At 33.2% G+C, this 12,670-nt stretch carries 13 protein-coding genes; 4 read left to right on the forward strand and 9 right to left on the reverse strand.

Annotated elements, in window-relative coordinates:
* Positions 1-111 precede the first annotated feature (111 nt).
* The 6 genes from OZP08_RS17450 to OZP08_RS17475 form a co-directional block, all read right to left on the reverse strand.
* Positions 112-1,485, reverse strand: coding sequence for an alpha/beta hydrolase family protein (locus OZP08_RS17450; protein WP_281322457.1), 1,374 nt, complete (start codon positions 1,483-1,485; stop codon positions 112-114).
* Between the two features lie 41 nt (positions 1,486-1,526).
* Positions 1,527-2,183 (reverse strand): SdpI family protein, encoded by a 657-nt coding sequence (locus OZP08_RS17455; RefSeq protein ID WP_281322458.1) that lies wholly within the window; start codon positions 2,181-2,183, stop codon positions 1,527-1,529.
* 15 nt (positions 2,184-2,198) lie between these two features.
* The gene (locus tag OZP08_RS17460) at positions 2,199-2,453 is read right to left on the reverse strand and encodes an autorepressor SdpR family transcription factor (protein WP_281322459.1); all 255 of its coding nucleotides are present in this window, start codon (positions 2,451-2,453) and stop codon (positions 2,199-2,201) included.
* 132 nt (positions 2,454-2,585) lie between these two features.
* Positions 2,586-3,116, reverse strand: coding sequence for a hypothetical protein (locus OZP08_RS17465; protein ID WP_281322460.1), 531 nt, complete (start codon positions 3,114-3,116; stop codon positions 2,586-2,588).
* A 36-nt stretch (positions 3,117-3,152) separates the two neighbouring features.
* Complete coding sequence (gene prfH, locus OZP08_RS17470; RefSeq protein ID WP_281322461.1) at positions 3,153-3,842, reverse strand: peptide chain release factor H; 690 nt, start codon at positions 3,840-3,842, stop codon at positions 3,153-3,155.
* A 14-nt stretch (positions 3,843-3,856) separates the two neighbouring features.
* Positions 3,857-5,248: an RtcB family protein gene (locus OZP08_RS17475; protein WP_281322462.1), complete on the reverse strand. Its 1,392-nt coding sequence runs from the start codon at positions 5,246-5,248 to the stop codon at positions 3,857-3,859.
* 585 nt (positions 5,249-5,833) lie between these two features.
* Between OZP08_RS17475 and bshC the strand changes: the two genes are divergently transcribed.
* The 3 genes from bshC (at position 5,834) to OZP08_RS17490 (ending at position 9,349) form a co-directional block, all read left to right on the forward strand.
* Positions 5,834-7,432, forward strand: a complete 1,599-nt coding sequence (bshC, locus tag OZP08_RS17480) for a bacillithiol biosynthesis cysteine-adding enzyme BshC (protein WP_281322463.1) — start codon at positions 5,834-5,836, stop codon at positions 7,430-7,432.
* A 114-nt stretch (positions 7,433-7,546) separates the two neighbouring features.
* On the forward strand, positions 7,547-8,818 hold the full coding sequence (locus tag OZP08_RS17485) for an acyltransferase family protein (protein ID WP_268847369.1): 1,272 nt from the start codon (positions 7,547-7,549) through the stop codon (positions 8,816-8,818).
* A 111-nt stretch (positions 8,819-8,929) separates the two neighbouring features.
* Positions 8,930-9,349, forward strand: coding sequence for a nucleoside-diphosphate kinase (locus OZP08_RS17490; RefSeq protein ID WP_268847370.1), 420 nt, complete (start codon positions 8,930-8,932; stop codon positions 9,347-9,349).
* Between the two features lie 97 nt (positions 9,350-9,446).
* Here the strand turns inward: OZP08_RS17490 and OZP08_RS17495 are convergent, their stop codons facing one another.
* From OZP08_RS17495 to OZP08_RS17505, 3 genes are all read right to left on the reverse strand, one after another.
* Positions 9,447-10,166, reverse strand: coding sequence for a hypothetical protein (locus tag OZP08_RS17495; protein ID WP_268847371.1), 720 nt, complete (start codon positions 10,164-10,166; stop codon positions 9,447-9,449).
* Positions 10,167-10,345: 179 nt separating this feature from the next.
* Positions 10,346-10,642 (reverse strand): DciA family protein, encoded by a 297-nt coding sequence (locus OZP08_RS17500; RefSeq protein WP_268847372.1) that lies wholly within the window; start codon positions 10,640-10,642, stop codon positions 10,346-10,348.
* Entirely contained in the window at positions 10,623-11,066 is a 444-nt protein-coding gene (locus tag OZP08_RS17505; RefSeq protein WP_268847373.1) for a hypothetical protein, read from the reverse strand. Before OZP08_RS17505 ends, OZP08_RS17500 begins: the two co-directional genes overlap by 20 nt.
* 283 nt (positions 11,067-11,349) lie before the next feature.
* Between OZP08_RS17505 and OZP08_RS17510 the strand changes: the two genes are divergently transcribed.
* Positions 11,350-12,417 (forward strand): serine hydrolase domain-containing protein, encoded by a 1,068-nt coding sequence (locus tag OZP08_RS17510; RefSeq protein WP_268847374.1) that lies wholly within the window; start codon positions 11,350-11,352, stop codon positions 12,415-12,417.
* Positions 12,418-12,670 lie beyond the last annotated feature (253 nt).

Genomic DNA, 12,670 nt, shown 5'->3' on the forward strand with positions numbered 1-12,670 from the left:
GATATTATTTTGTGCAAAAATAAGGGATATTTAATAATTCTGAAATTCTAAGCAAAGTATAAACACAAAAAAAGCCCATTCATTGGGCTTTTTTACTGAAATATAAATTCATTACTTGACTTGAACCAAAATCCATTTAGATATTTCCTCTAATGCTATTGGAGAAAATGTCTGTTCAATAATTTTATATTCGTCAGGAGATCCTGTCTTGCATTCTTGAAACAGATGATTCAAATTAGGCAATACTTTGGTTGTTACTTTTTTATTTCCTCCTTTAGCAACTGCTTTTTTAATCGCATCCAAATTTTCATCTGCGGGAACTTGAAGATCTTTATCACCGTTTAAGGCCAGAACTGGACATTTCACTTTCTCTAAAGCCGTTGCAGGATCAAATTTCAGAAAATAAACCATCCATGGACTCGTAAGTTGGGCAACTAATGCGCTTGTTTGTTCCCCGTCCAATTTATTTCCAAATTGCGATTTGATATAACTATTAATTTTAGTTGTTAAATCATCAGCAGCAGTTGAAGCTAAAATTATATCATAAGCACCCTTAAATTTTTCCTGCCCCTTTTGAATTTCATTTTCAGAAATTCCCATTTGATGCTCAATTTTTTCTTTTTGCAAAAGCATCAATTTATCTCCTCGAATTCCTGTTCCAGCCAATAACACTATGAAACCAACATCCTTTGAATTCTCCGCAACAATAGGTGCAATTACTCCACCTTCACTATGCCCAATTAAACCAATTTTATTTTTGTCAATTTCCTTTCTACTTTTCAAATAATCAACTCCGGATTGAACATCGTGGGCAAAATCCAATGTGGTTGCTGTTTTATAGTCTCCAGTTGATTTTGCTACTCCGCGATCGTCAAATCGTAAAACTGCAATTCCTTTTTTAGTCAAATAATCTGCTAAGACGAGGAAAGGTTTGTGTCCAAATATTTCTTCATCTCTGTTCTCCGGACCACTGCCGGTAATCAAAATTACGGCTGGAAAAATGCCCTCTTTTCGAGGTAAAGTCAATGTTCCTGCCAAAACATTTTTATCCGTTTTATTTTCGAAAGCAACTTCTTCAGAATAGTATGGATATGGTTTTTGTGGCTCTTGTGGTCTTAAGACTATTTTTTCTTCGATTTTCCCTTTTGACAAATTCAAAGAAAAAGATTGACCTCTTTGCACAAAATTACCAACTATATTATTATCCTTATTTAACATTCCTTCATAAACAATCTGAGCATTTGGTATTTCTAGTTTTAAAATTGAGTTCTCAAAACTGGTTTTCGTAAACGGAATTCCTTTGGCTCCCTGATCAGGGCTATCCAATGTTGAGCTATAACCATTTTCCGCCTTAGTGATATTGAATACAACTCTTAATTGACTACCCGGAACTTTTAAAACTCCATTCCATTGCCCCGTAATTTCTTGCCCAACCATAATAAAAGAGGTTAGAATTGCTATTAAAAAAAATACTGCTTTCTTCATCTTATTGGATTAAATATTAAAATTGCTGCCTATCGTTAAAACTACTGTTCCTTTTTCTCTAATTTCTTGAACTTAATATAGGAGTACACTATTGGAACAATCACCATCATACCTAAAACAGAAGCAAAAGTGTAAATCATAAACTGATCCGAAAAAGTTAATGATGTGACTATAATGAGTAATCCTCCAATAAACCAAAGTTTACCGGCAAAAGCATGGGTTAATTTCCAAATTTCTTTATTTTCTAATGTCCACGGAGTACGAATTCCAATAAAATAATTGGGTTGTATGACTTTGAAATAATTACCTAACACTACAAACAAAATCCCAATAAGAGCAAAATTTATATTGGGTGTCGAAAAAGATTGATTTTTGGCTACATACAAAATAAAAAAAGAAAGTATCACCATCACTAGTAAAAAAGCAAATTTGAATTGATAGTACTTGCCTCCCATCAATGTAATTCTCTTTTTAGGATCGATTTTAGGAATTATGAATAATATGCCATAGGACAAAATAAGCAATGCCAACAACAGGTAAATAAGTGAAAATTTATCTCCCCAATGATCTATCTCACCTTTATAATTCCAATGAGTCGGAACTTTTGCTGGCAATGTATTCCAAATAAAAGCCAAATAAACAAAAGGCATTAACATAATTCCAATAATAGGAATCTCTTTTCTAAAAGTTGAATTCATATTCGTAAAATTTATTTATTTTTTAAAAGTTAAAATCCATTGTAGCACATCTTCCATAATAGTAGTATTAATGGAATAGAAAATAAATTGTCCCGATTTTTCGGAAGTAATCAAATCGGCACGTTTTAAAATATCCAGATGATGAGAAATACTTGGTTTGGACATATTGAACTGATCTGCTATTTCCCCAGCTGACATATCCTTTGTTCTCAAAAGTTCTAATATTTCTCTTCTCGTGGCATCATTCAATGCTTTGAATATATCATTCATAATTCAAAGTGTTTATATATTTAGACAAATATCTAAATATATTTTTAATCTGACAAATAATTTTCAAATTATATTTCATATTCAAACAATTATGAAACTAAAAAGGGATGCTGTTATGGCATCCCTTTTATTTTATTTGCTCTTTTTCTTGGTCACTTTCTCTTTTTTAGAAAGCTTATCCAACTTTTTCTTTGCTTTTATATTTAATCGTTTTTCAGATTCATCAATAAGAAAATCATACTCATTGCTCAAAGTTTCAAGTCTGGCCTCCTTAAGAACTTTCAAGGCCTTTTTGAAGTTTTTCTGACTCTCTAAAAGCATCGCCTTTTTTAGAAGAATTTCAGTTTTATTAATTCCTTTAATAGTCAATGCAAAATCTATAAGTTTCTTCGCTTCTTCATAATCTTCATTCAATACTAGAGTATTTATGTAGTATGAATAAACTTCGATTGCATTAATATTAATTGAAATTGCCTCCTGAAAATATTCTTTGGCTTCTTCATATCTAAGCAATTGATCAGCCTGAACACGACCGTATAAACATAACGCCATTGTATTTTTATCATCATAAGACAATGCATAATCCAGTGATTCTATTGTTTCTACCAACGAATAGGGATAATTATCTAATGCTTCAAAAATGTATTTATCAACTGTTTTCATAATCATTCGATTTGGAAATTCAAAAAATCAAGCCTATTATTCCCGATCGAAATAATCTTCTCTTTTTAATCTTTGCCTTTCCTGCTTGTTTGTTTTTTCCTGTTTTTGTTTTTTAAAATCAGAACCCTGAAAAACCCGAATCGGATTTCCGCGCTGAACCTCCAACTGGTTCATCCATTGTGCTTGAAACTCAGCTTTAAACTGCTTTACGGTTTCTTCTTTGAATTTCTGCAATAATCTTTCTGTCGCCAGTTTTTTATTCTGATGCTGCGAACGCGAATCCATCGAAACCACGCTAATTCCAGTCGGAATATGTGTAGCTCTTACTGCCGAACTTACTTTATTTACATGCTGTCCTCCGGCACCAGAGCTTCGCATAGCCTGATATTGGATATCATTTTCGGAAACCTCCATTACTGATGATTTTTGAATCTCAAAAACTCCAATGAACCAATTTTTCCGTTTATGAAATTTCCTAAACTGACTTTTTCCAACCCATTGAATTGTTCCAATCCAAGAATTGACAAACGCATTCAAATCATTGTTTTCAAGTAAAATTGTTGCGGTTTCTACAGTTCCGTTTTCAACTCCAGTTTCTCTTTGAAGCATAGTTGTTTTTATATTATTTTCTTTTGCTTCTTCGATAAAGGTTTTCAAAACCTGAGCCACAACCCAGCTGCATTCAGCTGGGCCCCGACCTGATGTTATTTGAATTATTTTTTCCATAATTTCTATTTTTTTTAGCGATCCATTCTAACGATTTTTGGCGTGAATGTACCAAGTACATCTACCAACTCGCTTTGGTTTGCCATTACTGTATTAATGTCTTTATACGCCATTGGAGCTTCATCAACATTACCTCCTATTAAGCTGACATCATTTGCTTTAAGCACTTTAGTAATCTCACTTTGAGTAAAAGATTCTTTGCATTTTCTTCGAGAAAAAAGTCGTCCGGCACCATGTGAAGCAGATTTTAAACTCTCCGCATTTCCTTTTCCTTGAACAATAAATCCTGGGGCCGTCATCGAACCCGGAATAATCCCTAATTCTCCAACATTGGCAGGAGTTGCGCCTTTTCTATGCACAATTGCCTCCTTCCCATTCACTGTTTCTTTCCATGCAAAATTGTGATGATTTTCAATGGTCACGACCACTCGTTTTCCAATCGCTTTTGCAATTCGGCGATGAATATCATCATGGCAGGCTTTTGCATAATCTCCGGCTAAATTCATCGCCAGCCAATATTCCTGACCGTCATGTGTATTTAAATCTAACCAAGCCAAGTGCTGAACATTTTTTGGCAAAGGACATTGCTTGGATGCCAGATAAGTGTAATGCTTGGCAATATTTGCTCCTAATCCTCTTGAACCACTGTGTGATAACACCGCAAAATATTCGCCAACACCAATTTTCCATTCATTAAGCGGATTGGTTATTTTTGCAATTCCAAATTCAACAAAATGATTTCCTCCACCAGATGTTCCAAGCTGTTTGTATGCTTTACTCAAAAGATTTTTCAAAAGCGGGATGTCTTGAAATTCACTTCGGCTAAATAGTTCATGATCAGCCTTAATTGTGTGGGTTTCGTACATTCCAAATTTGGTATGGTCTTTTAAAATTGCTTGCAGCTGATGATCTTTTCCTTTGAAAAAAGAAGCTGGAATATCAAAAATTGACAAACTCATTCGGCAGCCAATATCAACTCCAACTCCATACGGAATCACGGCATTATCTGTTGCAAGCACCCCTCCTATTGGCAAACCATAACCAGTATGCGCATCTGGCATTAAAGCTCCAGCTACCGAAATTGGTAATTTCAGAGCATCATACAATTGATACTTCGCTTGTTCATCAATTTCATTTTCTCCAAATATGGAGAATGGTGCTCGTGTATTATTCAGCTGATGCATTCTTACTTGTACCGGATTTACTAATCCTTCGGCTACTTTCCCCCAGGTTCCATGGCCTGTAAATTTTTCAGGATACAGTAAAACTTCTTTAGCTTCAGTTAATATGCTCTCTTTTTTTTCTCTTTTTCTATATCTGTTTATTTGCCCCAAGGCAATATTGATACTGTTATTTTTTGGAAAGCCTATTTTAATTAGGTCTTTTCCAGATAATTTATTTCCCATTTTATTTTTAATATTGATTTTTTCCAAAATCAATATTGCGCATTCTATTTCTGGCAAAAGGAAATGCTTAACATCTTAAATCCATTTATAGGGAAATAAGAATATTAGCAAAACACATTGCAGATTAACAGCAATACTAATTTTGACAACTATTTTATCTGAAACAGATAAATACAAGTTCTAGCGATCGGGAATTTTTTGAAGAGTCTAGAATAAAAAAAAGCCCGAAAGTTATTTTCCTTCGGGCTTGTTCATATATCTAAAATTGATTTGCTATGATTGAGAAAAGCCACGAAGACACATGACAACAGAATCTGATCCTGATGCGATGTTTTGAGAGGTAAAGTTTAATACAAACATTGTCTTCGTTATTAATAGTTAATGATTTATTTTTCTGACGCAAATTTTGTGAAATATTTTTCTAATTAACAAATTAATTTTGAAATATTTTCACAACAACACCATAAACAACTAACAAACAACAATTTAAAAACAATCATAGAATTCAAATCTTAAGCAAATGCTAAAATAATTTTTAACAGCATTTTTTCATTAAATTTACAACTATAAAAAAAATCTAAAACTATGCCTACAGACTGTATCAGCTATCAAACCTCAGGATATTTTTCCAAATTGATACAAGATTATATAAACCAAAAACCAGAATTACAATCTTTATACCATCGCTTTCCTACTCTCGAAAACTTTGAAGAACAAATTCTTGAGAAAAAAATTAATTTCAATGACGATGAAAATTCTAAAAGAAAGACATTAGTAAGTGTACTAAAAAATCAATATGCAGAACTAACCATTTCGAATGAAACTTTAAGCAATATTGAACTTTTAAACCAACCCAACACCTTTACTGTTACCACTGGACATCAGCTCAATTTATTCAGTGGTCCGTTGTATTTTTTATACAAAATCATTTCGACCATTAATTTGACTACCGAATTAAAAAAGAAGTATCCAAACTATAATTTCGTTCCAATCTATTGGATGGCAACGGAGGATCATGATTTTGAAGAAATTAATTATTTTAGTTTTAAAGGAAAAAAATTCCATTGGAATAGAGAAAGCACTGGTCCTGTAGGGAGATTATCTACCGAAGGTCTGGCTGATTTCCTTGAAATCTATGCCTTAGAAATTGGTTCTAGTACCAATGCTAAAATTATCAAAAAGCTTTTCGAGGATTCTTATATCAAACATAACAACTTAGCCGACGCCACGAGATATTTGGCTAACGCTCTTTTTGGCTCTCAAGGATTAGTGATTCTAGACGGGGATCATCAAGATTTAAAACGCAATTTTATTCCGTATATAAAAGACGAATTGCTTCATCAAACTTCCTTCAAGGCTGTAACTGATACTATAGAAAAAATAACAGACTATCCGATTCAGGTAAACCCTCGTGAAATTAATTTATTCTATATTGAAGATGATTTGCGTGAAAGAATTATTCTTGAAAATGGTATTTATAAAGTTAATCACACCAAAATTGAATTTACTGAATCTGAAATTTTAGCATTATTGGAAAGTAATCCTGAAAAATTCAGTCCGAACGTAATCATGCGTCCTTTGTATCAGGAAGTCATTTTACCAAACTTATGCTACATTGGCGGAGGTGGAGAAATTGCTTATTGGCTAGAGCTAAAATCTTTTTTCGATGCTGCAAAAATGACTTTCCCAATATTATTATTGAGAAATTCAGTGCTTTTGGCAACTGAAAAACAAAATAAAAAAGCCGATAAATTAAATCTAACTTGGTCTGATTTATTCTCGACACAAGCCTCTTTAGTCAATAACATTACTCAAAAACTATCCGATTTCCCAATTGATTTCTCTGAACAAAAAGAAGTCTTAAGAAAACAATTCGAAACACTTTTAGAATTGGCCAATCATACTGACAAGTCATTTTTAGGCGCTGTAAAAGCACAAGAAGTCAAGCAAACCAAAGGATTGGAAAATTTGGAAAAGCGATTGCTTATTGCCCAAAAAAGAAAATTCCATGACGAACTACAACGCATTATTGACCTGCAAAACGATTTATTTCCCAATGAAAGCTTACAGGAACGTCAAGCCAATTTCTCGGAATTTTATCTGGAAAATGGAGAACATTTGATTCCTCAACTAATAAGTCAGCTTAAACCATTGGAACAAAATTTCAATATAATTATTTTGTAAGTTCAATAGTTTCTAAGTTACTAAACTACTGAGTAAGTTAGATTTGAATAACAGTAAAAATAAACTAAAAAACTCAGTAACTTAAAGTCTTAACAACTTAGTAACTCAAAAAAAATGACCAAAGAACGCCTTATTTCGCTAGATGTATTTAGAGGACTGACAATTTTATTAATGACTATTGTGAACAATCCCGGCAGTTGGGCAACCGTTTACCCTCCTCTCTTACACTCTGAGTGGCACGGCTGTACTCCTACTGACTTGGTTTTTCCTTTCTTTATATTCATTATGGGAGTCGCCATTTCTTTTGCAATGCCAACAAAAAGCTATGATAGTGAAACCTTCAATAAAATACTAACGCGTTCTTTACGAATGTTTTGCTTAGGTGTATTTTTTAATTTTTTTGGCAACATTCAACTCTTCGGATTAGAGGGCATTCCATTAGTCATCGGACGTTTATTTATAACCGCTCTGATAGGATATGCACTTATGGGCAATTTTAATTCCAAACTAAAAACATATTTAGCAGTTTCTATTTTTGCTGTTTATTTAATTTTAGCCTATAGCGGTATTGAAGCTTATCAAAATGTAAGGCTCCCTGGTGTATTGCAACGCATCGGGATTATCTATTTCATAGCTTCGCTTTTATATCTAAAAACTACACAAAAAACGCAATTATTGTTTGCTATTGGAATATTACTAGGTTATTGGGCCGTCATGACACTTGTTCCAGCACCTGGATTGGAAATCACAAATCTTGAAAAAGGAACCAACTTAGCCGCTTGGGTAGATAGTGTTGTTTTAAAAGGACATATGTGGGCGGTAACCAACACTTGGGATCCAGAAGGAATCCTAAGCACAATCCCATCAATTGCTACCGGAATCATAGGACTTCTTATTGGACAATTACTCAATAGTTCATCTTTAAAAATAGAAAAGGCTAAAAAAATGGCAATTATCGGAGTAGTTCTTATCTGCTTGGGATTAGCTTGGAATATTGTTTTTCCAATCAATAAAGCACTTTGGACCAGTTCTTATGTTGTGTATACTGCAGGATTAGCCACAATAACATTAGCCATTTTATACTACTGTATTGATATTGCTAATTACAAAAAGGGAACCAAATTATTCTTGATCTGGGGAGTAAACCCAATGATAGTATTCTTTCTTTCTGAAATTATTCCGCAAGCTTTTGTAATGATTACTTTCCCAAATCCAAAAATCCCTGCTGAGCAAATCAATCTCCTTGATTATTTGTATTCCTTTGGAGTTCAGCCTTTCTTTAGTAATCCCATGACAGCTTCTCTAGTATTTGCCCTCATTTATGTAGCCTTATGGTCGATTCTTTTGGGGTATTTCTACAAAAAGAAAATGTATTTTAAAGTTTAAAAGCAAAACAAAAGATAGTAACTCAAATTTTCATCATTAATTTGACAATTTGATAAAATCTTTCAATAAAAAAAGTATATTTTTGCACAAAATTTTAAAACATAAAAAAGAATGGCTACTAATAGAACTTTTACAATGATTAAGCCTGATGCTGTACAAAACGGACACATCGGAAACATATTAGCAATGATTACAAACGGTGGTTTCAAAATCGTTTCTTTGAAATTAACTCAATTAACAGTTGCAGATGCTCAAGCATTCTACGCTGTTCACGCTGAAAGACCTTTCTACGGAGAATTAGTAGAATTCATGTCTCGTGGTCCAATCGTTGCTGCAATTTTAGAAAAAGAAAACGCTGTTGAAGATTTCAGAACTTTAATTGGTGCTACAAACCCAGCTGAAGCTGCTGAAGGAACTATCCGTAAAGCATACGCAACTTCTATCGGAGAAAACGCAGTACACGGTTCTGATAGCGACGAAAATGCTGCTATCGAAGGTGCTTTCCACTTCGCAGGAAGAGAGCAATTCTAATATTCAGATTAATTAGATTTCCAGATTACTGGATTTTTAGATAAAACAAAACCCGCTTAATTATTAAGCGGGTTTTGTTTTTTTAATTGTAAAATTATTAAAGATTTTCAGCAGTCTTTTTAATCAATTTATTTGCTTTTTCATCTAAATCTTTTAGAAGTTCGTCTAAAGCACTTTCACACATAGGTAATACTTTTTCGGGTGTTAAAACAGGAATCCCCCCTACTATAGCTCCAGTCTTTTTAGAGTTTGCTCCTTCATTGAACGCGAATACTTTTTTTCCAGTTTTGTCATACAAAGAAATTCTAGCATAAGCTTTCATTTTAACCGTTCCTGTTCCTCCAACAGCGAAACCTTTTTGTAAAGCAAAATGTATTTCTGTAAATAAAACACCATCTGCAATATCTTTAAAAATAGTAGCAGTTCCTACTTCATTTGCTTCACCAAGTGCTCCCTCATAAATATATTTGTATCCAGGGTAATTGATTATATATTTTCCTGCATTTCCCTCTCTAGCATATTTAGGAGAAAAATCAATATATTCTTGTTTTTGAGTCACTTCATTTTCAGAAACTATGTCAAATGGGAATTTTTTAGAATAAACATTAAAAAAAGCATCGTGATATTTCTCTAAAATAGGAGTAAGATTAAAGCTTGGATCATTACCCAAATCAGCTATTGAAGCTAAACTATTTAGACCCAAATCAGAAAGATCGATTGTTTTGTCTGTGTAAAAAGCAACAACTGCTACTTTTTTCTTTTGTGAATAACTATTTAAAGCAAATAATACGGTTAAAATAAGTAATACTTTTTTCATTGTTTTTTAAAATTGTTTTTAGTTGTTGATTATTAAATAAGCAAGCATTTTTTAATTTATTTAAAAAACACTTACGGTCAAATGTATTATAAAAAAAACACTTCTAGAATAGAAGTGCTAATTATATTTTATAAAATTGAAAATCAAAAAAAATCCAATAATCTAATAATCCAAACAGTCTATCTAAGAACCACATCACGAACCACATCACGACGCAATTCCTCATTAATCATTGCTACGATTTTGGATTTACCATGGCTTAACTCTTCACGCAATACCGCAGAGGTTAACTCTACATAAAGCGTAGAGCCTTTTAAAACAACATTATTAGTGTAACTATTCACGCCATTTCCCATCAAATTTCGCCAAGCATCCTTTACATCAATCTGATCCATCCCGGGTTGTAATTTATTAACTTCGATAATTTGTTTCAAAACATCCCCCACCGTACTTTGATTATTTAGTCTTTTTGCCATAGTCGTCAAGGTTTATTGGCCCTGTTTTTTTATAATGATATTCTTTTTTCTCTTTATTCAAAACCACTAATTCTTTATCGTTCAAAGTCAGTATTTCTTCACTCCATTTCATATATGGTGTACTATAATCCAAAAAGGTTTGATCGTCAGTAAATCGAATTTTTACGTTCTCGAAAGTATTATTGACCAAGAAAGTTCCATCCAATTGTGGCATCACCTTTTTACGAATTCCCGAATTATTTTTATCAATCTTAAAATAATCAAATGATTCATTCACTCCGTATTGCTTTTCTTGCCCGTCCTCAAAAATCACTTTTTCAATCTCCCAATAGCCGTTGATTTTAGCAATATCAGCCGGATTTATTTTTTCTTTACACCCAATAAATAAAAGGGCTACCAGTAAAATACCAAATACTTTTTTCATATAATAATTACTTTTATAAGAAGCTGTTTAACTCCGTTGAATCTTCGATTTCCTGCTATCCATTTCTATCGTGTTTATCTCATAAAATGAGGCAAAAAAATATCCAATTTACACAAACGAAGCGAACTGGCAAAGCAATCGAAGTTAAAGCATCCCATACATCAACATCTTTAATTAATGGGGCAAAGTTAAACTTTAAAAATCCAAAGAAAATAAAAATTTCACATTCCCATTAAACTATTTTCAATATTTTTGATCCTACCCGAAACTAATTTTCACAACCATGTCAAAATCAATACTATCCTTATTATTAGCTCTTTTTTGCATCAGTTGTTCCTCTGACACTACAAATCCAACTCCTCCAATCACAACAGAAATACTATACTTTCCTCCACTTTCAGGCACCACTTGGGAAACCAAATCCATAGAAAGTCTCGGTTGGAAACCTTCTGCCGTTCAGCCTCTTTTAGATTATTTAGAACTCAAACATTCCAAAGGCTTCATCATCCTTGTCAACGGGCGTATCGTGATAGAAAATTATTTCAACGGACATAATGCTAACGCCAATTGGTATTGGGCAAGTGCCGGAAAAACATTAACGGCAACAGTGACTGGAATTGCCCAACAAGAAAACCTCATCAATATCAATAATAAAGTCTCTCAATATATAGGCACAGGTTGGACCAGTGCTCCAATTGCCAAAGAGAATCTAATTACTTGCAAAAACTTATTGACCATGACTTCCGGTCTAGACGACACTACCGACGATGTTTCTCCCTCTGCCCTTACATACACCGCTGATGCTGGTACCCGCTGGGCATATCATAATGTATATGTGAAATTGCAAGATGTTATTGCGCAAGCTAGTGGACAATCATGGAGCAATTATTTCAATACCAAGCTAAGAGACAAAATAGGAATGAATGGCACTTGGTTTACATCTGGCAACAATATTGTTTACAATAGCACCACAAGAAGTATGGCACGCTTTGGGTTGCTCATGCTAAACAAAGGAAAATGGGAGAATGATGTTATTTTAAACGAAAACTACTTTAACGAAGCTACCAATACCTCACAAAATATTAACTTGGGATACGGCTATTTATGGTGGCTAAATGGTAAAGCCAATTATCACCTGCCACAATCACAAGTAACTTTTCAAGGAAGTATCATCCCTACTGCCCCAAACGATATGTTTATGGCTTTGGGTAAAAATGACCAAAAAATCTATGTGATTCCCAGCAAAAAAATGGTCGTTATCCGAATGGGAGACGCTGCTGACGCTGCAAATTTAGCCTTATCAAATTTTGATGAAACGTTGTGGACAAAAATTTCTGCTTTGTATCAATAATCAAGAATATTCGATGATTAATTATTAATGACGAATAATTAACATAAGTAACTGATCATCACAAAAATAAAAAGCACAAACTCTTAAGAATTTGTGCTTTTTGTTCTATTATCAGTTGATTCTTTTCACTAATAACTATAAAACTTATTTCTTGATTCTTCGCATCAATCCCAAAAAGAAGAAAACTAAACCAATAATCAATAGTATATAATAAAAACTAATGTTGGTTTCTCTAATAAGATTAGCTAAGACA

The organism is Flavobacterium aestivum (assembly GCF_026870175.2).
GTDB lineage: Bacteria > Bacteroidota > Bacteroidia > Flavobacteriales > Flavobacteriaceae > Flavobacterium > Flavobacterium aestivum.